This is a genomic window from Aurantivibrio plasticivorans (assembly GCF_055392955.1).
Genome location: NZ_AP036020.1, coordinates 1,250,438 through 1,273,906 on the forward strand (window position 1 = coordinate 1,250,438; position 23,469 = coordinate 1,273,906).

Sequence of the window (23,469 nt, forward strand, 5' to 3'; positions counted from 1 at the left end):
GTAAAAAAATCTATTCCTATTGCGGCAAATCGCTACACCTTTCTTATAGTTTTTATAATAAGAAAAGCGTAGCGATTTGCCGCACTTTTGGGATTTCCAAAGGGTAAAGGCGCAGCCCCGCGAAGCGGACAAAAGCAAATAAAGGGGAATTTCAACCGGGGGAAGTCTAAAAAGGCGGTTTGAGAATCGGGCTATATATTGGTGCTGGTACACGAAAGCTTTCCTTTTTGTATCGGTTGCATTGAGCAACGCGGTTTTTATCAGTGGCATGATGAAAATAGTCTTCAAAGTTGTTCTTATTGTTGTTAGTAATGAAGCTCAGAAACCCGCACCGGCTTAGTCACCCGGCGCGGGTTTTCTTTTATGTGGTCTGATTATTCGGGAACCGGTAAACCTTCCTGATGCAATCGCCGGTCAATACAAGTTCTTCGCGATCACGTGAAAGAAATTCGGTTATAGCTGAATCAATAATTGAACTGACGCTGAATTCGGTCATGGCTGACAGCCTTTCGAGCTGTTCATTATTTTCAGGTGAAAGAGTTATGTTGCGTTTACGCTTATTCATGGGGTGCCCCTGTTTCTGGTTTTTGTTAGTGCTACCAGTATGTATGTATAAGGGCAAGAGGGGTGAAATTGAAAATTTATTATTGATATTTTCTATCAATAATTGACCATTGATAGATTTAACCGTTTAAGGTGGTGAATATAGTGCCAATATCAGGGAGATTAATATTCAACGGTGGCGGCACTGTGGTTTTAGGGTAGCATTGGTTTCTGAAACCTGTCAACAACAAATGTCTTTTATATCAATGACTTATAGTTGAATTGAGTCAACTAAACATGACCGGGTTCAACCGGGCTTAAATTTACCAGCACGGTGAATGATAAATATTGAATGAGCATATCAGCCGTTTGGTTCCTAAAGCCTACAGTAGGCGGTCGATTGCTCATTCGATAGGTTGACCGGCTCAGGGATCGAGCCACCCCTAACCATACCTGATATACTTTTTACCTTTCAGTCCATAAGGTTAAAAGTATTATGCCTTCCAAGCCCGAAAAACAGCCTCTACAGCAATCTAAAGCCCGGTCAAAAATCACTGTAATGTCAAAAGTTGGCAATACTGGTAACTGTTCGCGGTCTGCCAATGACACCACACGGGGACGCAAACAGCTTCACGCCTATGAGATTGAAAGCACATGCAAAGCCATTCGCTCAGGCTCTCGCTACCCGCTCAGGGATGAATTAGCCGTTCGCATGGCATATCACCATGGTCTACGTGCAAGTGAGCTTGTGGGGCTTCAGTGGCAGCACATAGACCTCAAAGCCAGACAGGTGCAGGTAAACCGCAAAAAGAACGGGATTTCAAACACTCATCCGATTGTAAGCCGCAAGGAAATCACTTTGCTCAATAAGCTACACCGTGAACAGGGTAAGCCCAAAACCGGCTATGTGTTCAATACAGAGCGAGGAACGGTGCTTAGTGTGAAGGGACTGGGTGCAATGTTCAGCGCCTATAGTGAAAAAGCACTTGGCATTAAATGGAATTTTCATGCTCTCAGACACGCAACCGCCACCGACTTGATAGACCAGAATATTCACATTCACACCATTCAGCACTTCATGGGGCACCGCAACCTACAGAACACCACTGTGTACCTGAGTGAAAATAGTTCGAGGTTTCGCGCTATTGATTTTGATTGAGTGCCGCTATGCCGCCACTGTTCGCGATGGTGGTCTATGATGAGTGAAGACTTCAACCACTGGTGCGCCTCATGGAATACACGGCAGTATATAAAAACTCTTCAGGTGATTTTATAAAGGTTCAAATTAGTTCGTATATCAATAGAACCAACATGTCTAATGATGGTGAAGCGGTGGCAATTATGAAATACCTCACAAGCCCCCGCACTGAATTACATAACGAAGCATCCATTGGTGAAACTGAACTTGATGCAACATTTGCGGCAATCAACAAGCTGAATGACGCTCACCAAGGTTATCAACTTCAAGAGCCTTACCCGGACAACATTTAACAACAGACTTGATAGTGGTTGACGGTCTTGCATTATGGGAAACGATGTTGAACCGGCTGGAATCGTCTTACCTTCCAGATAGTCCAATCGAAAGCCTTCAACACAACGGCAAAAAGCACTATTCAACCACCATGAACCGGTATGATTTCCAAAATCGAAAAATAATGATTTTCCGTTAACCTAAAAAGTTCATGTGAAAAACAAACCTCACAATAGCCAAATTCCCGCACCATACCAAAAAATCACCACGATTCAGCCCCTAAATTGCAAAAACCGTGTGAATTTTTTCTCAAAATCCCGCATTTATTGAAAAGACTCAATTCAATATGGGTTCACATACTGCCAATTTTAAAGCCCCGTGTGATTTTTCGGTGTGAAAACCTCGAATTCTGAATTATTCAAAGATTCCCACCATTTCAGCCTTTTTCATGCTGTGCGCTTTTCGGTTAAGACAAAATCGAAAAGGGCTAAATAAAGGTAATACACAAATAACTCAATAGGAGTATTACCCAATGCAACGCAACTTAAATTCTCGACTGGTCGAGCGTTATAGCCAAAACATTCTCACGCAATTTAAAAACTCAGTGGTTGATTCAATCACCGTGACTGATGGTGGTTCCTCTTACTCAGTTGGTGATCCTGTGGTTATCAATGGTGACGGTCAAGGCGCGACTGCTGAAGTTGCATCCGAAACCGGTGGGGTTATCGACACAATCACTATTACAAATGCTGGTAGCGGGTATTCGGTGGCAACCGTTGATTGTTCCGGTTCTGGCAATGGCGATGCGACTGCGACCGCTACGGTCAGTCTCGACCTGCTAACAGACCTCACGGCATTCGACGAACATTCAGACCAACAGAACGAACGCCTCGTTCAAGTGTTGACCAATGCGCTTCTCAGTCTGGCATTAACGCCAGAACAGGCTCAGGCGGTTCAGACTGTTATTGATGGGCTTTGATTATGAAGTCTTATCTTGATATGCGAGAAGCGGAACGAAAACGTGTGGACTCTGCTGCAAGGCTTTACCTCGAAGAATTGCTTTCTGACTATTCCCGCCAATGGGTAATGGAAAAGCTCAGAGTTCAAAGCTACGGAACTTTTAGAAGCAACTTTGACAAGGGTGTAAACCTTCGTTGCATTCAACTACTAAAGGACGGATTCAATGCTTGACGATAAATCAGAAGTTTTAGCGGCTGAGATTGTTGCTGAACATAAGCCGGATTCTCACGAGAAATGGCAATCAGTGTTAAGACTCATCAGCCGCATGTCTACTAATCCAGATTATAAAGCTACTGACCGGCAAACCTTCAACCACTGTTACCAGTGCTTAAAAATGCGCTACAGGCAATGGGAGCGTCAAAAGTCGGTTTCAGTTCCAAAGGGGGTTCTAAAATGATTCGTCACCTACAAGAGATTCGTGGAACCGAGACCGAAACGGTGGTTATCAAAGAGTTGAACCGACTGACCGCAACCGGTGAATTCATTCCCTGTCGGTATTCGTGGTCACAAATTAAAGCCTATTCAACCTATTTGATTGACATGAGTTCAGACCTTTCAAGAGAAAGTGGAACCTATGTTTCTATGTTCCTTGAGCGATTTAACAAGGTTGAATTGGATTTTCTATTTCGCATTAAAAAGGCACTTTTGACCAGTGACCAAAACGAATTAGAAAAAATCGAGGCTGAACACCATACGAATGTGAACCGTGTTAAACGAGTAGTAAACCGCCACACTACAGCCCTTGCACGAATAAAATCAAAACTTAAAGGTGATAACGATGATTAAGGAATTTCAGAAATTCAAGACCGAAGAGCCGAAAGAATTTCAGCTTATGATTGATTCTCTATCGAAGGAAAACGACTACAACCAGTATTTCACGCTAATCACATGGAGTGAAATTGAAGCCATTTATGAATTGTTATCACAGGACCCGGTAAGCCCACGCTTGGACGTTCTTTGCCGTGAGCATATGATAACCCCATTTGAACGTGAAATTCTCGAAGTACTAATTAAGACCACTCGTGCGGGTGTAGTAGAACGGCGAAAGGAAATACACCGGGCGGCAGTGGCTAAATCACTTCGCGCCATGAATCGGTGGAAGGAAAACCGGGCTATTGATTTACAGATTGCCGAATTGAAGCGTCAGAAAAAGACCAAGGTAGAAACCGAAGCCCCAACTTCTGGACTGATCAACAAGGTTAAATCTATCTGGGGTTAATGGTGGGTATTGGGGCACCAAGTGTGCCCCGCATTAAAACAGTCTATTAACCTTGCTTTCTTCGATTAACAGGCTGTTTTTAACATCTTTTATCAGCTCACCGGCGTTCAGTGAAACGTTCATAGGTTTGGCATAGTGCTTTTCAATAATATCTACACTGGTGCGACAATTGGTGGCAATCAGATAGACGCTAACCTGATTTCTGATCATGTTGCAAATGTAGGTATGCCGAAGGCTCACAAAGTCCCGCTTTCTTTTTCGGTCATCATATTTCATGCCTAACCGAGTGAGTAGGGCATTGAATCCAGTGCGGTGGTGTTCCAGAAAAAGCAGCTCATCACAATTGCCATGGTTCTTAATGCCCCGGCGTTTTTTTATCCCCTCGAATGTGGCTACTGCTTCGGGGCGACTAATGGATTCATAGGCAACCCCGCGCTTACCCTTAATGTTCTTAATAATCAGTGTAGACTGCCGTTTTTCATCGTCGGTATAGGCTACTTGAATATCTTTAAATCTAACGTTCTTCGACTCGCTTACACGTAGCCCGGTATACATCAAGAACTCTACATAGTCGCGTAATTCTTTGGCGCTTTCATGGTGCCGGGTTTTCTCAAGGTCTTTAATATTTTCGTCAAGGGCTTTTAGTAGGGTGCGCTGTTCCTTCGGTTCAAACCATGCTCTACCGGCTGTTTCTTGATGACTTCCCCTGTCGGCGGTGAAGTCTGGAACCTTGGTTATCCACTCCATGGATTCAGCCACTTTAAGGCACATTCTCAAAGCGTTTCGGATTTGGTGGAAGGTTCTACGGGCTATGGGCTTTTCGTCGTTTTTGGCACGTTCAGCCTGTGCTTCCCGTAGGTAGCGTTTCCACATGGCATTGGTGACTTCTTCGCAAGGCACGTCTTGCCAGTGGTGAGTAAGGATGTGCTTGTTCATCACCATAATGACACCGCGCAAGTATTCGGCGCTGTGTTCTTCTCGTCTAACACTTAGGCGAAGGTCTTTAATAGCAATGATGGAAGCGTCTTTAATAGTGGGCTTCTGTTCGGCTTCTTTGGTTTCGCGGGTAGGCAGGGTGCCATTGATGATTCTGGCTTGTTGTTCGAGATACCAAGCTTCAGCAACCTTTTCGGCTTCTTTCTGGTTATCGCATTCGGTGCTGATTTGTTGGCGTTCGCCCTTATGGAAAAACCGAGCGTAAAAGAAGCGGCTTCTATCCCGTTTGATCAGGTGAAGCTTCTTGATATTGGGGTGTGGGATTTTCGTTTCAGCCATGGGTTCATCGTCTATGTTGCTGCCAATACGATGTGTAGTATAGCTGAAAAGTGTGTAGTGGTGTGCAGTTACTATAAATTAACTAAGTTACTGTATTTAAACATAATTTAGTGCGTTTTGAATCCCCTGTGTCTACCAATTTCACCACTCTGGCTTAAAAAAAGTAATTGGATTAACCAATTTGACCGCCAGGGATGGCGGGAATGTTGGTTTTGCAGGAGCGAAAACCGACCACCACTCTGGCTTTAATTCTGTGTCTGGCTAGGCGATCTATCCAAGGTACCTAGTCAGCGAGGGGCGTGATTATAACAGTGGCTTTTGCTTCGTCAACTGGATTCTGAAGAGCGGCTTTGTGCATGGCGTTATGGAGGGATTTCCGCTACCCTGTGCGCCCTTGACGGTGCCCGCACCTACCCTCGATTAGATCACTGATTGACCTATGAAGCGCCAAGATTTCCACTACGATTTGCCCCCCGAGTTGATTGCTGAGCGGCCGATGCCGGAGCGGCGGGATAGCCGTTTGCTTTACCTCGATGGCGATAATGGTGGCATGCAGCATGGTGGCTTTGCGGATTTGCTGAACTGGGTGGAGCCTGGGGATCTGATGATCTTCAACGATACGCGTGTGATTCCGGCGCGATTGTTTGGGCAGAAGGCGTCGGGCGGTAAGGTGGAGATTTTGGTTGAGCGCCTGTTGGATGAGCAGGCAGTGTTGGCCCATGTGCGAGCGAGCAAATCACCTAAGCCGGGCAGTTCATTATTTCTCGAAGACGGAACCGAAATCGCTGTGCTTGATCGCGAAGATGCGCTGTTCAAGTTGGGCTTTCCCGCTGATAAAACGGTTATCCAAGTATTGGAAAAAGAGGGCAGTATTCCGCTGCCTCCCTACATAGAGCGCGCTGCAGAAGACGATGACAGTGAACGCTACCAAACCGTTTACGCTAAGAATGCCGGTGCAGTAGCAGCGCCGACGGCGGGTTTGCACTTTGATGATCGATTGCTTGCGCAGTTGACCGACAAGGGCGTTCGAACAGGGTTTGTCACGCTGCATGTCGGTGCCGGAACCTTCCAGCCAGTGCGTGTTGACGATATTCATCAGCACGCGATGCATACCGAAATTATGGAAGTGTCGGCCGAGGTGTGCGAGCTCGTGCGGCAAACCAAGGCGGCGGGCAATCGTGTCATCGCCGTCGGTACTACCAGTGTGCGCTGCTTGGAAACGGCGGCTCGCGAAGGTGAGATTCAGCCGTACCAGGGTGAAACCAATATCTTTATTTTTCCGTCCTACCAATTTCGTGTGGTGGATGCGTTGGTAACGAACTTCCATTTACCCGAATCCACGTTAATTATGTTGGTATCGGCCTTTGCCGGTTACCGCGAAACCATGGCAGCGTACCAAGAGGCGGTGGCGGAGAAGTACCGCTTCTTTAGTTATGGTGATGCCATGTTTATTACCCGCAACCCCAATCCATCGTTACCCAGCGGTGACGAGTGAGTATTCTAAAATCGTCAGTATTAAGAAGGTTGTTTAGTGAGCGAGTCGTTTTCTTTTAAAGTTTCCGCTACGTCGGGCCAAGCTCGCCGAGGCGAAATGCAATTCCCTCGCGGTAAGGTGCAAACCCCGGCATTTATGCCGGTGGGCACCTACGGTACGGTGAAAGGCATGTTGCCTCGCGATCTCGATGCGATCGGTGCCGAGATTGTGTTAGGTAATACTTTCCATTTAATGCTGCGCCCTGGCACTGAAGTGATTAAAGCCCACGGTGACCTGCACGATTTCATGCAGTGGCAGGGTCCGATATTGACCGACTCTGGCGGTTTCCAGGTGTTCAGTTTGGGCAAATTGCGCAAAGTTACGGAAGAGGGCGTTAAGTTTCGCTCGCCAATTGATGGTAGCGAAGTCTTCCTAGATCCCGAGCGTTCCATGAAAGTGCAGCGTGATCTAGGCGCTGATATCGTGATGATATTTGACGAGTGCACACCGTATCCTGCGACGGAAAAAGAAGCACAAGTGTCGATGGAGTTGTCGTTGCGCTGGGCCGCGCGAAGTAAGCAAGCTCACGCGGACAATCCCGCTGCATTATTTGGGATTGTTCAGGGGGGGATGTACGAGAACCTGCGCGATGTATCACTCGAGGGGCTAGTGGATATTGGCTTTGACGGCTACGCCATCGGCGGCTTGTCGGTGGGCGAGCCGAAAGACGATATGCTGCGCATCCTCACCCATACCGCACCGCAAATGCCGCAAGATAAGCCTCGCTATCTAATGGGCGTCGGTAAGCCCGCCGATATCGTCGAAGCGGTTTGCCGTGGTATTGATATGTTTGATTGCGTTATGCCGACGCGCAACGCCCGCAATGGCCATCTCTTTATTCGCGAAGGTGTGATTAAGATCCGCAATGCCAAGCATCGCCACGATACCGGCCCACTGGATCCCAGTTGCAGCTGCTACACGTGTACAAATTTTAGTCGCTCCTATTTGCACCATCTAGACAAGTGTGGCGAGATTCTCGCGGCTCAATTGCATACCATTCACAACCTGCATTTTTATCAAACCATCATGGCAGAGCTGCGTGAAGCCATCGAAAACGATTGCCTGGATCAGTACGTTAAAGAGTTTTACGCACGGCAAGCGTTATAGTGGGGTTGATTTCGGCGCATAATGCCTCCATAACTGGCTGAGGCGTCGCCACCCCGTTGGCAGGCCTGTATAATCTTGCGCCTTTGGTCATAGGTGGTTGCGCACATACCAGCTACCGCATAACAACAACGATAAGTGAACATCATGGGTGCCGCTTGGCCCCGCGCTAGAAAGCTCTTCGCTCTCCAGTGAACGATAATTTGAGACAAGGCAACTGCCCAGGCAGTTGGGATTTTCTATGTTAAATAAGTACCCACTTTGGAAGAACGTACTCATTCTGTGTATTGTTTGTTTAGGGGCGCTCTACGCGCTACCCAACATCTACCCTGAAGATCCGGCGGTGCAGATAACCAGCCAGGAAGCGGGCACCGAAGTGCCCCAGTCCATTCTCGATCAAGCTACCCAAGCCCTTAAGAGCCAAGGTATCGAAGTACAAAGTGCGGAAGCCACCAATGGCCTCGGCTTGATTCGATTAACGCAAGATGATGATCAGCTTCCCGCGAAGCAATTAATCGAAGAAGCGTTAAGCCATCAATATGTTGTGGCGCTCAACCGAGTACCGACCACACCAGAGTGGCTGGCTGGTCTGGGTGGTCAGCCAATGAAAAAGGGCTTGGACTTGGCAGGCGGTGTGCACTTCTTGCTTGAGGTGGATACCAATGCAGCGGTGTCAAAACGTTTGGAAACCTCGAACTCCGAATTCAGAAGCTTATTGCGAAAGGAGCGCATTCGTTATCGCTCAGTGGAAATAAAGCGGGACACTATCGAAGCAAGTTTCCGTGATGCGGATGACCTTAGCGAAGCGCGTTCTATCGCACGCAATACCTTTCCAAATTTTGACCAAGTCGTTAGTGACGCAGACGGTGAATACACCGTTGTATTAAGTATGTCTGAAGCGGCGATACAGGAAATCGAAAATTACGCGATTAGTCAAAACTTGGTTGCGCTACGTAATCGTGTAAACGAATTAGGTGTTTCCGAACCTGTCGTTCAACGCCAAGGCCGCAACCGTATCGTAGTGGAATTACCCGGCGTACAAGACACGGCAAACGCGAAGAAAATTATTGGTAAGACAGCGAACTTAGAATTTCGTATGGAAGCCGAGCCAGGTGGTTTGGTTTCCAGCAAGGAACAATTCCGTCAAACCATGTACGGCAATATATGGTTAGAAAAAGACATCATCATCACAGGTGATTCAGTGTCTACAGCATCTTCTGGGTTCGATGCTCAGACGGGGCAGCCGAAGGTGAATTTGACGCTCGACGCCCAAGGCGGAACAAAGATGAATTACGCCACGCGCGATAATGTTGGTCGTCGTATGGGTATTCTACTTATCGAATATCGCTCGGAACGTTTGGTGCGCAAAAACATCGATGGTGAAGATGAAACATTCTACCGCCAAACAGCAGAGAAAGATCTGATTAGCTTGGCAACCGTTCGATCTGCCCTTGGTGTGCAATTCGAAATTACCGGCCTAGATAGCGCCACAGAAGCCTCTGAACTTGCATTACTTTTACGCTCTGGTGCTCTAGCGGCGCCGATGTATTTCGTACGTGAACGTACCATCGGCCCATCCTTGGGTGCGGAAAATATTGCAGTGGGAATGAAATCGGTCGTGCTGGGCTTCGGTTTAGTGCTTATTTTTATGTTGGCGTATTACCGTGTATTTGGTATTGCAGCCAATATTGCCTTGACGGTAAACCTGATGTTGATGGTGGCGGTCATGTCGATCTTCGGCGCGACGCTGACACTACCGGGTATTGCCGGTATTGTGCTCACTGTGGGGATGGCCGTGGACGCTAATGTACTTATCTTTTCCCGTATAAGAGAAGAGCTAGCTGATCGCGCCTCCCCTCAGCAAGCCATTAATGCGGGTTTTGAACGCGCGGTCGTGACTATTCTTGATGCTAACTTAACCACACTAATTGTAGCCTTCATCTTGTGGGGTATTGGTACTGGGCCTGTAAAAGGGTTCGCTATTACCCTATCCATTGGCATTGTGACCTCGATGTTCACAGCCATTATGGTGACTAGAGCCATTGTTAACTTAATGTACGGCGGTCGCCGAGTAGAGAAACTATCAATCTGATTAGCGTTATCTTTAATCGCAATCTACAACGAATTTTTGATGAGAATAATATGAGTGACGCAAAGATTATTAACTTTATGGGGCAGCGAAAGCTAGCCGCTTTTTTGTCAATAGCTTTGGTTTTGGCGTCGATTGCTTCGCTGGCATTTCGAGGGCTTAATTTAGGGTTGGACTTCTTAGGCGGAACACAGGTCGAAGTTACATACTCTAGTCCTGCCGACCTGGATAAGGCACGCTCCTCAATTACTGAAGCGGGCTTTAGGGATGCGACCGTCGTGTACTTTGGCGCCGAAACCGAAGTAATGATTCGCTTCCATGGAACCTTAGAAGATGTTGCGCTTGAGGGAATTTCATCGCGTTTAAATACCTTAATACCTGGCGCAACCATTAATGAAATCGAAAAGCGAACTCAGGGTTACGAAGTTAAGCTGGCGCTGAGTGATGCGAATAACCTCAAGCAGGTTGTTGGTGAGCTGTTCCCGTCAAAATTTTTTGATGCAGTGGAAGTTAAGCAAGAAGAGGGTGTGACGAACGTCTATTTCTCGAAAACTTTTGGCGATGCGATGACGGCAATGTTGGTTGATACCTTGGCTCAAGCAGCTGCTCAAGAAGTGACGCTGAATTATAGTGAAAGTGTTGATTCGCAAGTCGGTGCAGAGATGTTCGAAAATGCCATGATGGGCATGTTAGTCTCGCTGTTGATCGTGATGATCTACGTCGCCTTTCGTTTTCAGTATAAGTTTTCCTTTGGTGCGGTGGCGGCGCTAATTCATGATGTCATTATTACGTTGGGTGTTTTCTCGTTTTTTCATTTTGATTTCGATCTAACAGTATTTGCTGCGATTCTTGCCGTGATCGGCTATTCACTAAACGACACAATTGTTGTGTCCGATAGAATTCGAGAAAATTTTCGTAAGATTCGCCAGATGGAGCCGATGGACATTATTAATACATCCCTTACTCAGACCCTTGGTCGTACATTGGTGACATCACTGACGACGTTATTGGTTCTGGGCGCGTTGTTTATTTTTGGTGGCGAAGCGATTAGTGGTTTCGCGCTGGCGCTAATTGTCGGTATTGTTGTGGGGACGTATTCTTCTATCTATGTTTCAGCCAATACGCTTGTAGCATTGCATATTCAAAAAGAAGATATGATTGTGCCAGTGAAAGAGGGTGCGGAGTTCGAGGAAATACCCTAGTTAATCACTTAGGTCTTTACGTCAGCCTCGGTTACCATTCGCGTAGCCGGGGTGAACATTCTTGTCGATAATCCATTGTTCTAAATCTTGCGCCGGTAATGGCTTGCTCATGTAATAGCCCTGGATGACATCGCATCCATTTTCGCTCAAGCAGTTGAGCTGCTCTTCTGTCTCTACCCCCTCCGCGACGATTGTTAAATTTAAGCTATGCCCCAGGGCGATGATGCCGGAGATAATGGCAATACTATTCGCATCTTGGGGTAGATCCTGGACGAAACTGCGGTCAATTTTTAATGTGTCGACAGGAAACATCTTTAGATAACTGAGGGATGAATACCCGGTTCCAAAGTCATCAATCGCTAGGTGAGTCCCTAGGTTTTTTAACTCGCGTAAGTGTTGACTAGTGTTCTCGTCGCATTCGGCCAGTGTATCTTCCGTGATTTCCAGCTTAATAAGCGAGGGTGGAATTTCGGTTCTCTCTAGTGCGCTTTTGACTCGATTGAATAAAACAGAACCGTTTAGCTCGCGCCCTGAAACATTCACTGCAATCGGTACCGGATTAAAGCCTTGCTTTAGCCAACGGCTTTGCTGATTGCAAGCGGCGTTTAAAACCCACTCGCCAATGCGTGTGATTAGGTCACTTTGTTCAGCAAAAGGTATGAACTCTAAAGGTGGTATAAATCCTCGCTCGGGATGATTCCATCGTATTAAGGCTTCCATGCCTGACAGCGCGCCTGTGCGAGCATCGATTTGAGGCTGATAATAGAGTTCAAATTGATTGTGTTCGATGGCGTCGCGTATTTCTACTTCCAGCTCGATTTGCTTGTTGATATCGGATTCCATGCTTTTCGAATATAGCATGGAGCATTTTCCACCTTTAGCTTTCGCATGAAACATGGCTGTGTCGGCGTGCTTCATTAGTTCATTGATGGTGTCGCCATCTTCTGGGAAGGTGGCGATCCCGATGCTACTAGAAACTAATGTTTTATGTTCTAGAAAAGCAATTGGCTCTTTAAGTTCTTCAAGAATTTTATCGGCTACACGGATAGCGTCTGTTCTATCATTAATGTTGCTAAGGACTACCGTAAACTCATCGCCGCCTAATCTCGCAACAATGTCAGCAGAGCGAACACAACCTTCTAATCGCTTAGAAAAGTTTTTGAGAAGTACGTCCCCAGCTTCATGCCCTTTTGATTCGTTAATTAATTTGAATCGATCTAAGTCCAGGAACATGACAGCAACCATTGCCTGTTCCTGTATTGCTTTTTCCAGCAAGTTTTTACTGCGTTCGACAAAAAATGTTCTGTTGGGCAAGGAGGTTAGATTATCGTAATAGGCTAGCTGGTGAATGTGTCTATCAATATGGCCTGTGTGTGTTAATCGAGATACACGTTGTCGCAAAATGGTCATATTGATGGGCTTCAAGATGAAGTCCGTCGCTCCAGCGTTAAAGGCGCGCTCTAATGTCCCTTCGTCGTTTAGAGAAGTAATCATTAATATAGACGGTAGTGAGTCACTATTGATAGACAAGATTCTCTCACTTGCAGTAAAACCATCCATCACTGGCATCATGGCATCCATGATGATTAGATCGGGCATGGATTCTTGGCATGCGAGAATCGCTTCAGCGCCATTATTGACTTCTGTAACGATATAGCCGTCTTTTTCCAGAACACTCTGCATGATAATACGTGAACTTGTATCATCATCCACAATCATTATACGAGGTTTGTCATCCTTTGTTGGTATGGCGCCATCAATTCCGGAAGCATATTCGAGAACCGATCTGTGTACCTTATCAAAAGTCGCATGTATTTCATCAACTAGGTGGTCGATATCTAGTTTACTGTAGCGGCTAATATTCCCGGTTATGTGTGAGCATAATTTTTCCAGGCTTCTCGCGCCCAGGTTGCTGGCGCTTCCCTTGATAATCTGCGCAAAGTATTTTGCCTGTTTATCGTCAGTGTTGGCCAACGCTGCAGCTAAATTATCGATATAGCGGGGTGTGTCTTCTAGGTACGTCTTGATGTAGACGTTAAATTGACTTCCCAGTTGCTCTCGCAAGTTATCTAAAGCGTCAGGGTCTAGATCTTCATCGTCGATAATCTCACCGGAACTACTATCTTTGCTGTGCGTAGAGCCGCTTTCCGATATGCCGCTATGTTTGCCGACCAACCACTGTTCCAGTTTCTCGCGTAGCGCGTCGAGAAAAATGGGTTTAGATAGATAGTCATTCATCCCTGCCGTTAGGCACCGGTTGACATCAAGTGGTCCAGCTTGTGCAGTTAGTGCAATAATCGGTATGTTCTGAAACTCTGAGGCTTTGCCACGAATGATTTGACTGGCTGTATAGCCATTCATTTGTGGCATGTTGCAATCCATTAAAACTAGGTCATATGCATTTTTCGACAGTTCGATTAATGCTTCAGCACCGTTTTCACTAATTGCAGACTTGATCCCTAGTTTGTTTAATAAACCTTGAGCAACTTTTTGATTTGTTTTGTTATCTTCAACGACCAAAACTTTGCTGCCTGATAGGTTTTTAGCCGTGGCAGCTACTTTTTCAGTGGTACGTTTGTCATTTCCCAGTAATGCGATTAATGTTTTCTCGAGCTGTGCGGTGCTAGGGGATTTCGGCATGCAGGTGGTGTTATCTGGAAGGTTATCCTGCGGCGTGTGCGATAATAGTAACACGTGAATGTTGGACAATTTTGGCGAAGCCGCAATACGTAGAATCAGTTGTATTTCGTCTCCTCCGGGCAGTGGAGTGTCAATAACAACCACATCATAGGGTTTTCCCGCAGTGGCAGCATAATCCAGTAGAGTTAGTGCCTCTTTAGAATGGGATGTGGTGCGCTGAGCAGCTTCCCATCCTACAAAAGTGTTAATCAGAGAGTGGCAGCTATCTGTGCTACGGCTGACAATGAGAACCCGCATCCCAGTGAGTTCGTCCGGAATGGACGTGCTCGGGGTCATATCACTTCCATCGGCAATCGGGATTGTAAACCAGAAGCAGCTACCTTTATTGGGTTCTGAAACAACACCTATCTTTCCGCCGATTAACTTTATGAGCTGACTGCAAATGGCTAAGCCGAGCCCTGTGCCTCCAAATTCGCGTGTGGTTGAGCCATCCGCTTGAGAAAAGGCTTCGAAGATTTTTTCTTGAGCATCCTTGTGGATACCTATGCCGCTGTCTTCAACTTCTACTTTGAGTAATGTCTGCGAGTGGCTGCTGTCTTGATGGCTAGTTTTTGAGGTGCTTTGTTCGGTGGTCGATAGCCTGATTTCAATATTACCCTGATGTGTAAACTTAATTGCATTGCCGACCAGGTTGATCAGTACTTGTCTTATTCTTCCTGAGTCTGCGAACAGTGACTTAGGAACACTTTCGTCGATTTGATAATTGATCGACAATTTTTTCTGCTGAGCTTGAGGTGAAAGAAGTTCAGTGATACCTCTAACCATCTCAATGGGGTCGAATAAACTGCTGTGAAGTTTAAGTTTCCCAGATTCAATTTTCGAGAAGTCGAGGATGTCATCAATAAGTACCAGTAGCTCTTCACCCGAAGTGCGAGCAATATTGATGTACTCCTTTTGTTCCTCTGTTAGATCCATTGCATTTAACAGCTCCAGCATACCCATGACGCCATTCATCGGCGTACGTAGCTCATGACTAACCGTCGTGGCGAATTCACCCTTCACTCGGGCGGAAGCTAACGCGGTATCGCGGGCTCTTTTTAGCTCGTCTTCACGCGATTCCAATGTTTCCATCATTGTGTTGAAGGCAACTTCCATCGCGATGATATCTTTCGAGCCTGCGAGCGTAGCTCGGATACCTGAGTCACCTCGCTCGGCTCGGTTCATTTCTTGAGAAAGAGCGCGAATTGGTTTGGTTACTAGATTAGTTATACCGTATAGAGCAATAAGCAGAAGGCTGGCAGCGATCGCTGACACGATTAAGTTGTTTTTCGAAAGGCTCGTGCTTAATGCACGCATTGCGTCCTTACTAATAACAATTTCGACAAACCCAGCAAGTTCTTGCTCGCTTTCAAGGTTATTCAGGTCAACAAGGGCCGCTGAATCGTCATTCAATGAATCATTGCCTGCGTATACCGGCTTACGGAAATACCACGCGTTTTCAGTTTCGACAATTGTTTCGAAGCTATCGTTGGGAATATGGTTGCTTGATTTATCCCCCTGTTGAAACAATATTTCTCCACTGGCTGTAATAATGCTTCCCCCACTAACACTTGGAAATGCCAGTAAATTCGATACGGCGTCAGCGGCGGTTTCGCTACTTTGGTATAACAAGGCAAGGGTACTTTGGGTAGCGAAATTTTCGGCTATCGTTGTGCCTTCTTCTTGAAGTAGGTTGTTGAGTTTTCGTTCTGTAATCGTCGAAATAATGATTGAAGAGGCAATAGCCAAGCAAATAATGCCTAGTGTAATGACTAGGATTATTAGTTGGCGAAAACTCATCTTCGCTTGTAATTGCTGAAATGGGTTAGTCATCAGCACCACTATTTAGATGGATATACAAATTCATAAGCTTCTAGATCATTCTTGGTTAAACGAATGCCCAGGTGTTCGGCCGCGCGCCGATTTACGGCTTTGTTAAGTGACGTCGAAAACGCAATATGGTTTTTCTCGATCTCGCTCGTTGAGGCAGTTTCAAGTAAGCGGACGAGATCTTTACCCATGCCAAAATTGTTGGGATATAGCGCAAACAGTGCGCCGCGCTTCACGTCAGACAAGTTGCTCGAAAATACCATTTGGTTTTTGGCCCAGGCAGTTTCAAGAATTCGCTGTAAAATCGATTTATCCCTCGAAGGTGCGCCAATTGGAAGCCACAGACCGTCGGTGTCCGAATTCATGCTTTCTTGGATCGTTCGATAGGCCATGGCGGCATCTTGCATACTGTCGACTGGGTAGGTGTGAAGCGTTAACCCTAGCGCTTTAGCTTGTTTGGCGGCTTGTTGGATCGTCCAGTCGCTTAAGCTGGGGTTGTAAACGACGTAAATGTTTTTGAGGTTAGGTTGCAACTCTACAGCTAGACCAAAGACCTGGGATGGGTCGGGGTTCAAGGTGATGCCGATGTAGTGACTGGTGTCGGGCTTTAGGATGGCTGCACCCATAATGATAGGGATGCTCTGTTGCTTGCCAAGCGCATCAATGCTGCGTTTCCCTAGGGCAATAACGCCTGCGTTGGACCCTTGAGAAATCAATTCTCCAACAGTTTGTTCAGTTTCGCCTCGGGCGAGTTCATGTGCGATGACAGGAATAGAGGAGGCTTCTTCGATTCCCTCTATCATGTGCATGAAAATTTGTCGGTAAGGGTCTCGAATTTCTGGATAGAGCACGGTGAGCCGGTTTTCACTCAAGGCCAGAGAACTCATCAGCATCGCACAGCACGCCGCAAGGGTAGCAAACGCTGAGCGCGCGATTGCTCCACTGCGACGTTGCCTGGGCTCATATGGCAGGCGAAGCTTGACGGCAACATGATTTCTCTGGTTGGCGTGAGAGGTGCGTTCCCTGTTAATGCTCGTTATCCTATACATCGAGTGCTGGTATATCTCAATTAGGGGATGGTTAGCGGCCCCATATTGTGAAGTATGCTCATTTAAGTGTAGTCATGAGCTATTGGCTTGCCACACACAGATACGAAAACCTTTCAATTATTGGATATGCCCTATTGATTTTCGAATGTTGTACGAGCGAATGGGTAGCGTTAGTGAAGTTGCTGTGAAGAAGCTGGTGGGTTAAGGACTTTCTCGTCACCAGGCGTGGCGCTAAAATCGTTTTGTGGGATGTGTGTGCTGATTTTTCTATCAGTAGATAGTGCGGTCGGGTGGTTTGAATCAATATCAAATGGGATCAAATTCTCAGCAAGCGTAATGAAGACTTGGCCTATTGTTGATAGCATGCGTTTTCTCCATTCCAATATGGTCCTTATTCAGGACCTTTATTTTGAGTATAGGCACAAGTCACCGAGTTGTTAGGTTGGAAAGGTGTATTAACTAAGTTGGAAAGGCGTATTAACTAAAGGGCGCGGCTGAAAAACGTTAAGCTGTATCGTGGGGCTCGTCCTCGCGACTAGCGCAATATTGAATGACCGGAAAATAAACACAATGGCTAAACGAATTTGGATGTCCGACGAAGAACTCGATTCATTGGGTATCGACGAGTTAAAGGCGATGGTAGCGCGCCACTTACGAATTTTTAATTCCAGTAGTGGTTACGGCTTTTGGGAGTGGGATTTACGTAACAATGATTTCGATTGGAGCGGAGAGTTTTGGGATCTGCTCGGCTATGGTGAAGACGACGCCCCCAATATTACACACGCCGATCAAATTAGTGAATTGATCCACCCGGACGATCTGGAGGAAGCAAAAGCGGGCGTCGTTCGTCACATGAAAACCAAAGCAAAAATTGATGGCACGTGGCGGGTAAAAGCAAAGGATGGAAGCTATCTATGGACGCAATGTCTGGCAGATTCTGTCCGGGATGAACGCGGGCGGGTAGTTTTTCTATCTGGTATTAACTTTGATGTGACCCGCCTTAAGAATGCGGAAGACCTGGCTCGGCGAAGTGAAGCTAGGCAGTGGCGAATAATTAACTCTTCAAACGATGGTATTTGGGAGTGGTCGTCGGAAGATAATAATTTCTTTTTCTCTAAACGCTGCTTTGAACAGATCGGTTTGCCTGTCAATGAAGGCGATATGCACAAAGGGGTCGACTACTTTAAGAGCTTCCAAAATCAGATTCACCCTGAAGATATCAATATGTTTCGTGATGCGTTGAAAAAGCACGCCCGAAACGAAGAGCCCTTTGATGTCGAGTATCGAGTTATGGGAGGGGGCGGCAAGCAATATTGGATTCGCGCTAGAGGACAAGCAACCTTTGACGACGAAGGGAATATGCTGGCCTTTTCCGGCACCAATATGGATATCACAGCGCTGAAAAATGCCGAGGCCGGGATGTTAAAAGCTAAAGAGGCTGCCGAGCGAGCGAACCAGGCTAAGTCAGAATTTTTATCCAGTATGAGTCACGAGCTACGCACCCCGCTGAATGCTATCTTGGGCTTTTCACAGCTGTTCGACTTCGAGCAAAACATAACCCATGGGCAGCGGGAAAATATTCGTGAGATTCGCAAGGCAGGTCAGCATTTGTTGCAGCTGATCAATGATGTATTGGATCTTGCTAAAATTGAGTCTGGGAATATAACGTTATCACTTGAACCTGTCTTACCCATTCGAGTGGTTGAAGAGTGTGTTGTGTTAATGCAGCCTCAGGCTGATGAACGCGGAATTGAGCTCAATGTGAATACAGCAGGGCTAGAAACTATCTACATCCATGCAGATGCGGTGCGGTTGAAACAAGTATTACTCAACCTTATTAGTAACGGTATCAAATACAATCGTGATCAAGGCTCAGTAGATATATCATTTTTAGCCAATGACGATCACACACTTATTATCCAAGTTCAAGATACCGGGTATGGTATTCCTGATTCGCAAAAAGAAGCAGTATTTGAACCGTTTAATCGTTTAGGGGCGGAAGATAGTACCACCGAGGGATCGGGTGTCGGGCTAGTCATTACTAAACAACTTGTCGAAATGATGGGGGGCGAGTTGGATTTTTGTAGCCGCCTCGGAGAGGGGACTTGTTTTGGCGTGACCCTGGTGCGCTCGGAAGAGTGGACGGCTGACAAATCGAAATCGGCTAGTCAAACAGTGGAACCGCAAGGCGATATTGAATTCAGCAGCCAGATTAATAAACGTGTGCTGTATATTGAGGACAACGCGTCCAATTTACGTTTGATGGAACAGTTGTTGGATCGTTTTGAGCAAATCGAATTGCTCACAGCAAACGAAGCGTTTAGTGGTTTGTTTATGGCGCGAACGGAACAGCCAGATATCATTATTCTTGATATCAACTTGCCTGGGCTTGATGGCTATGAGGCGCTTAAGGTCCTTCAACAAGACCCTTCAACGATTGGGATCCCCGTGATTGCACTTTCGGCAAATGCGATGGCCCATGATATTGATCGCGGGTTAAAAGCGGGCTTCCGATCTTATCTGACTAAACCTCTTGTGTTCAGAGAGCTAATCGATACGCTCAACTTGATCCTCAATGAGAGCGAGCAGCTTCAGGTCGAAGTCGACTAATAGCTGCTCGTTTGTTGAGACTTTATTGGGCAGATTGCTGGAGCTGCCGATAACCTAGAGGTAACCCAAGTGTTTTTGCGTAATAGGGAGTAACTGCTTAAATACTTTTGGCGGTGCGGCAACAACATGGCCGGTTTTCATATGGTTGTCGGCACCTTTAAAATCCGACACCATTCCACCTGCTTCCTTGACTAATAGTACTCCGGCCGCAATATCCCAAGGTTTTAAGTTCATTTCAAAAAAACCGTCTAGGCGTCCTGCCGCAACATAGGCAAGGTCAAGGGCCGCGGCGCCCGCTCGGCGGATACCTGCTGTTTGCCCGGCAATTTCGGCCATCGCCTTTAAGTAGGCGTCCATGTTTTCTAACGCAAAACCACTAAATGGAATGCCAGTCCCTATTAATGTGGCATCAAGGTTTGGAGGGGCAGATACGCGAATACGTCGGCCATTTAGTTGGGCACCTTTGCCGCGGCTTGCGGTATATTCTTCGCGCTTAATGGGGTCGACAATGACAGCGTGCTCTATACGGCCTTTGTGAACGCAGGCGATGGACACTGCGTATTGCGGTATACCGTGAATAAAGTTTGTGGTGCCGTCGAGGGGGTCGATGATCCATTGGTAGTCATTTTCTGAGCCTTGGTGATCACCAGATTCTTCAGCTAGAAAATTGTGCTGCGGGTAGGCTTTTTTTAGGTGGTAAAGTATTTCTTTTTCCGCGGCTCGATCGACCTCGGTGACAAAATCGTTCTTCGATTTATTCTCTACGGTGACCACATCCAGGCGTTCACTAGCACGTTCGATAAGGACGGCTGCTTTGCGGGCAGCGTTTAGGGCGACGGTTAACATCGGTTCCATAGTTGTATTCACCTATTTAATGGGGATGAGGCCAGAGAAGTAAAAGAGCGGAGGCAGCGACTGTGCCGGCGCGAAGTATATAGGAAGCGATGATGAACTCCAAGGCGACATCGTCTCCCCAGCACAAGGCATATGCTCGCTATTTGAGGCGGTCATTGTCCTCAAGATACATCAGGTGCCCCAATGTTCAAAACCTTTGGACTTTTGAAGGATTCAAGGTTTCTTAGCAGTCGCTGAATTTGCTAAACTTTGCGCCCTTTTTCATCGGTCTTTTTCTGTGCCCGCGCAGAACCATTTGCGGACCAGCAATTAACAAGAGTTATTTATGAGCGAGTCGAGTTTCGAGAACATCAAAATAGTTATGGTGGAAACATCGCATCCCGGCAATATCGGTGCGGCTGCTCGCGCGATGAAAAATATGGGGCTGTCACGTTTGGTTGTGGTGTCTCCAAAAGAGTTTCCGTCTCCGAAGGCTGTATGGCGTGCAGCCAATGCGCTGGATGTCCTGGACAAAGTAGAGGTTGTAGAAACCCTTGAGGAAGCCGTAGCCGATTGTGGTCTTGTGGTTGGAACGAGCGCGCGCGAGCGTCGCATCCCTTGGCCGTTAATGACCGCTAGAGAGTGCGGTGATCGCAGCTGGGCCGAGTCAGCAACACACCCAGTGGCGATTGTATTTGGTCGCGAAGACCGAGGCCTTACCAATGAAGAGCTACACCAGTGCAATTACCACGTGCATATTCCGACAAATCCTGAGTACAGTGCATTAAATATTGCCGCGGCGGTACAGGTGATTTGTTATGAAATTCGTATTTCATTTTTGACCGCCCTCAACGGCGAGGCGCCGCATTATGACGACTGGGATATGCCCCCCGCCAAAAATAAAGATTTGGAGTATTACTTTAGTCATCTGCAAGAGACGCTAGAAAAGCTTGGTTTTTTAGAGCCTGATAATCCCCGGCAGACCATGACTCGTTTACGTCGTCTGTACAATCGAACCCGACTAGATGAAATGGAACTTAGTATTCTGCGCGGTATGTTGACGGCAACTCAGAACTACATTTTCCACACAGAAAATAAAATTCAATCGCTTCAAGAGTCGGCAAGTGACGAGGCAGAAGATTAGCCTTACAGCAAGTCTAGTACTGCACGCTCTATATCCACCTCGGTGAATTGTGCATTGGGGTTGTCGCCAGTCAGTCGAAAACGTTCATTTCCATCGCCATCGAACACGAGCACGGCGGGAATGCCAATAAGACGGAAGTATTCAAACGCATCAATTAAGTTTTCGTCCATATGAAAGTGATCAAAGCGAGCGTTCATCTCTTTGACAAACGTATTGGCCTGCCTAAGAGCTTGGCTATCGTTGTGGTCATCTAAATTCATGGAAATAAATCGCACGCCTTTATCACGATAGGATTCGCTCATGGCGACCATGTGAGGGAAGCGTTTGATACAGGATGTACACCACATCGCCCACAGATCCACCACCACAATATTCGGTTGGTAACGACGGACCTGCTTTTCCCACTGTTTAAAATTCGTAGGCTTAATCGATATTTCGGTTGTTGAGTCGGTGTTGGTGTCATTACCGCAGGCGGCGACTAGCGCTATCAGGCTAATCCATAGCGCGAGAATTGGCAGCTTACTTAGCTTCACGGCGGTACTCCACGCTGCAGCCATAGGGTTGTGTTTCGGTGAGTGGTGCAGGCTGGCCTGAGAGTAACGCGTTGATGGAGTCTCTAACGTAAAATACCGCAGGCGGGCCTTTTAGATGGACAACGTTGCCAGGAGAGCGCTCCATTGCTGGAGAATTATGGAGCAGGCCCGTGTATGCCAAGGTCCGGTCTGGTCCGAAGACGAAAAACTCTGGTGTGACACTTGTGCCCAGCTGTCTACCTAGGTGCTGATCTTCATCGCGTAAATAGGTGAAGTTGAAACGCTCCGCTTTTGCTCTGGTCTTCATGCTATTCAGGTCGTCACCTCGATTAGCGTTGAAGTTTATCCCTACAAAGTTGACGGGCTTGTCACTATAGTCGGAGACCAGCTGTTTGAGGTCCGATTCTATCCCTTTTGAAAAAGGGCACATGTTCGAAAGGCTGACGATGACTAATACTTTGCCTTTGAAGTCGCTTGAAGAAAAGAAGTTGCCAGCCGTATCGGGAAGGGAAGAAAATTCAGGTAATGGATCGCCAATATTGATGACTTTATTAAACTGCCCAGCGGAAACTGCTACGGCGAATGATAGGCTGCTCAAGAGAATCAGTTGGAGAAAGCGTTTCATCGATCTATGCCTATCTTCTATACCTGTGTGGAATGACCGTACTTGTCGGACTCCCAGATTATTGGATTTATACCGTGATTGTACAAAACCTCTGAATATCAATCAGTTAGCTTAAACAAATATTAACGAATCTGTTTCGTCTGCTTGGAATAATAACCGACAAAAATACTTGGTTTAATAGTTTACCAATTTAGTTGGTTATTGCATAATGGGCGGCATACACGATGTTATGCAGAGGGAAAGGTTATGCGATTAACCACCAAAGGCCGTTATGCGGTCACCGCAATGTTGGATTTGGCGCTGAACGCAGAGAAAGGGCCGGTCAGTCTAGCGGACATATCCAAACGGCAAGAGATATCGCTGTCTTATCTCGAACAGTTGTTTTCCAAGCTGCGAAAAAATGAGCTAGTGAGTAGCGTCCGTGGCCCCGGCGGTGGTTATCGCCTGAGTCGGGACGGCAGCACTATTTTTGTTGCTCAGATTATTGATGCGGTCAACGAATCCATTGATGCGACAAATTGTGGTGGGCGCGGCGACTGCAGTAAAGGGCAAGTCTGCCTCACGCACCACTTGTGGTGCGAACTCAGTGAACAGATTCACGGGTTTCTCAGTGGCATTAGTTTGGCGTCACTGGTTGAGCGCAGCGAAGTTCAGGCCGTGAATGAAAGACAGCATGGTGAGGCGAGCTTAGAGCTTATATAATGCCCG

Annotated in this window: 21 protein-coding genes; 13 read left to right on the forward strand and 8 right to left on the reverse strand. The window is 46.7% G+C overall.

Going from position 1 to position 23,469, the window contains the following annotated elements; all coding sequences use genetic code 11:
- Positions 1 to 361: 361 nt before the first annotated feature.
- Complete coding sequence (locus tag ACZ5NB_RS05515; protein WP_464107869.1) at positions 362 to 565, reverse strand: hypothetical protein; 204 nt, start codon at positions 563 to 565, stop codon at positions 362 to 364.
- A 474-nt stretch (positions 566 to 1,039) separates the two neighbouring features.
- Here ACZ5NB_RS05515 and ACZ5NB_RS05520 point away from each other — a divergent pair, with 474 nt between their 5' ends.
- The 6 genes from ACZ5NB_RS05520 to ACZ5NB_RS05545 all read left to right on the forward strand — a co-directional run bounded on the left by ACZ5NB_RS05520 (position 1,040) and on the right by ACZ5NB_RS05545 (position 4,253).
- Positions 1,040 to 1,702 carry a tyrosine-type recombinase/integrase gene (locus ACZ5NB_RS05520; protein WP_464107870.1) on the forward strand — a complete coding sequence of 221 codons (663 nt, stop codon included), beginning with the start codon at positions 1,040 to 1,042 and terminating at the stop codon, positions 1,700 to 1,702.
- A gap of 71 nt (positions 1,703 to 1,773) precedes the next feature.
- Positions 1,774 to 2,034, forward strand: a complete 261-nt coding sequence (locus ACZ5NB_RS05525) for a hypothetical protein (RefSeq protein ID WP_464107871.1) — start codon at positions 1,774 to 1,776, stop codon at positions 2,032 to 2,034.
- 512 nt (positions 2,035 to 2,546) lie between these two features.
- A complete protein-coding gene (locus tag ACZ5NB_RS05530; protein WP_464107872.1) occupies positions 2,547 to 2,993 on the forward strand; it encodes a hypothetical protein in 447 nt (148 codons plus the stop codon).
- Between the two features lie 204 nt (positions 2,994 to 3,197).
- Positions 3,198 to 3,431, forward strand: a complete 234-nt coding sequence (locus ACZ5NB_RS05535) for a hypothetical protein (protein ID WP_464107873.1) — start codon at positions 3,198 to 3,200, stop codon at positions 3,429 to 3,431.
- The gene (locus ACZ5NB_RS05540) at positions 3,428 to 3,820 is read left to right on the forward strand and encodes a hypothetical protein (protein ID WP_464107874.1); all 393 of its coding nucleotides are present in this window, start codon (positions 3,428 to 3,430) and stop codon (positions 3,818 to 3,820) included. Before ACZ5NB_RS05535 ends, ACZ5NB_RS05540 begins: the two co-directional genes overlap by 4 nt.
- A complete protein-coding gene (locus ACZ5NB_RS05545; RefSeq protein ID WP_464107875.1) occupies positions 3,813 to 4,253 on the forward strand; it encodes a hypothetical protein in 441 nt (146 codons plus the stop codon). Before ACZ5NB_RS05540 ends, ACZ5NB_RS05545 begins: the two co-directional genes overlap by 8 nt.
- A 33-nt stretch (positions 4,254 to 4,286) precedes the next feature.
- Here ACZ5NB_RS05545 and ACZ5NB_RS05550 read toward each other — a convergent pair whose 3' ends face one another.
- Complete coding sequence (locus ACZ5NB_RS05550) at positions 4,287 to 5,528, reverse strand: tyrosine-type recombinase/integrase (protein WP_464107876.1); 1,242 nt, start codon at positions 5,526 to 5,528, stop codon at positions 4,287 to 4,289.
- Positions 5,529 to 5,967: 439 nt separating this feature from the next.
- Between ACZ5NB_RS05550 and queA the strand changes: the two genes are divergently transcribed.
- The 4 genes from queA (at position 5,968) to secF (ending at position 11,457) form a co-directional block, all read left to right on the forward strand.
- The gene (gene queA, locus ACZ5NB_RS05555; RefSeq protein WP_460231999.1) at positions 5,968 to 7,023 is read left to right on the forward strand and encodes a tRNA preQ1(34) S-adenosylmethionine ribosyltransferase-isomerase QueA; all 1,056 of its coding nucleotides are present in this window, start codon (positions 5,968 to 5,970) and stop codon (positions 7,021 to 7,023) included.
- Between the two features lie 36 nt (positions 7,024 to 7,059).
- Positions 7,060 to 8,169: a tRNA guanosine(34) transglycosylase Tgt gene (gene tgt, locus ACZ5NB_RS05560; RefSeq protein WP_460232000.1), complete on the forward strand. Its 1,110-nt coding sequence runs from the start codon at positions 7,060 to 7,062 to the stop codon at positions 8,167 to 8,169.
- Positions 8,170 to 8,407: 238 nt separating this feature from the next.
- Positions 8,408 to 10,258, forward strand: coding sequence for a protein translocase subunit SecD (gene secD / locus ACZ5NB_RS05565; protein WP_460232001.1), 1,851 nt, complete (start codon positions 8,408 to 8,410; stop codon positions 10,256 to 10,258).
- A 50-nt stretch (positions 10,259 to 10,308) separates the two neighbouring features.
- Positions 10,309 to 11,457, forward strand: a complete 1,149-nt coding sequence (gene secF, locus ACZ5NB_RS05570) for a protein translocase subunit SecF (protein ID WP_460232002.1) — start codon at positions 10,309 to 10,311, stop codon at positions 11,455 to 11,457.
- A 21-nt stretch (positions 11,458 to 11,478) separates the two neighbouring features.
- Here the strand turns inward: secF and ACZ5NB_RS05575 are convergent, their stop codons facing one another.
- From ACZ5NB_RS05575 to ACZ5NB_RS05585, 3 genes are all read right to left on the reverse strand, one after another.
- Complete coding sequence (locus ACZ5NB_RS05575) at positions 11,479 to 15,969, reverse strand: EAL domain-containing protein (protein WP_460232003.1); 4,491 nt, start codon at positions 15,967 to 15,969, stop codon at positions 11,479 to 11,481.
- Between the two features lie 8 nt (positions 15,970 to 15,977).
- On the reverse strand, positions 15,978 to 16,853 hold the full coding sequence (locus tag ACZ5NB_RS05580; protein WP_460232004.1) for an ABC transporter substrate-binding protein: 876 nt from the start codon (positions 16,851 to 16,853) through the stop codon (positions 15,978 to 15,980).
- Between the two features lie 332 nt (positions 16,854 to 17,185).
- Positions 17,186 to 17,380: a hypothetical protein gene (locus ACZ5NB_RS05585; protein ID WP_460232005.1), complete on the reverse strand. Its 195-nt coding sequence runs from the start codon at positions 17,378 to 17,380 to the stop codon at positions 17,186 to 17,188.
- A 205-nt stretch (positions 17,381 to 17,585) separates the two neighbouring features.
- Between ACZ5NB_RS05585 and ACZ5NB_RS05590 the strand changes: the two genes are divergently transcribed.
- Complete coding sequence (locus ACZ5NB_RS05590; protein ID WP_460232006.1) at positions 17,586 to 19,625, forward strand: PAS domain-containing hybrid sensor histidine kinase/response regulator; 2,040 nt, start codon at positions 17,586 to 17,588, stop codon at positions 19,623 to 19,625.
- Positions 19,626 to 19,679: 54 nt separating this feature from the next.
- Here the strand turns inward: ACZ5NB_RS05590 and ACZ5NB_RS05595 are convergent, their stop codons facing one another.
- Positions 19,680 to 20,480 carry an inositol monophosphatase family protein gene (locus tag ACZ5NB_RS05595; RefSeq protein ID WP_460232007.1) on the reverse strand — a complete coding sequence of 267 codons (801 nt, stop codon included), beginning with the start codon at positions 20,478 to 20,480 and terminating at the stop codon, positions 19,680 to 19,682.
- 325 nt (positions 20,481 to 20,805) lie between these two features.
- Here ACZ5NB_RS05595 and trmJ point away from each other — a divergent pair, with 325 nt between their 5' ends.
- The gene (trmJ, locus tag ACZ5NB_RS05600) at positions 20,806 to 21,603 is read left to right on the forward strand and encodes a tRNA (cytosine(32)/uridine(32)-2'-O)-methyltransferase TrmJ (protein ID WP_460232008.1); all 798 of its coding nucleotides are present in this window, start codon (positions 20,806 to 20,808) and stop codon (positions 21,601 to 21,603) included.
- 2 nt (positions 21,604 to 21,605) lie between these two features.
- On the opposite strand, the gene ACZ5NB_RS05605 is transcribed toward trmJ, so the two are convergent.
- Positions 21,606 to 22,136, reverse strand: a complete 531-nt coding sequence (locus ACZ5NB_RS05605; protein ID WP_460232009.1) for a TlpA disulfide reductase family protein — start codon at positions 22,134 to 22,136, stop codon at positions 21,606 to 21,608.
- Positions 22,123 to 22,761 (reverse strand): thioredoxin family protein, encoded by a 639-nt coding sequence (locus tag ACZ5NB_RS05610; protein WP_460232010.1) that lies wholly within the window; start codon positions 22,759 to 22,761, stop codon positions 22,123 to 22,125. The genes ACZ5NB_RS05605 and ACZ5NB_RS05610 overlap by 14 nt, the downstream gene beginning before the upstream one ends.
- A gap of 246 nt (positions 22,762 to 23,007) precedes the next feature.
- Between ACZ5NB_RS05610 and iscR the strand changes: the two genes are divergently transcribed.
- Positions 23,008 to 23,463 carry a Fe-S cluster assembly transcriptional regulator IscR gene (iscR, locus tag ACZ5NB_RS05615; protein WP_460232011.1) on the forward strand — a complete coding sequence of 152 codons (456 nt, stop codon included), beginning with the start codon at positions 23,008 to 23,010 and terminating at the stop codon, positions 23,461 to 23,463.
- Positions 23,464 to 23,469 lie beyond the last annotated feature (6 nt).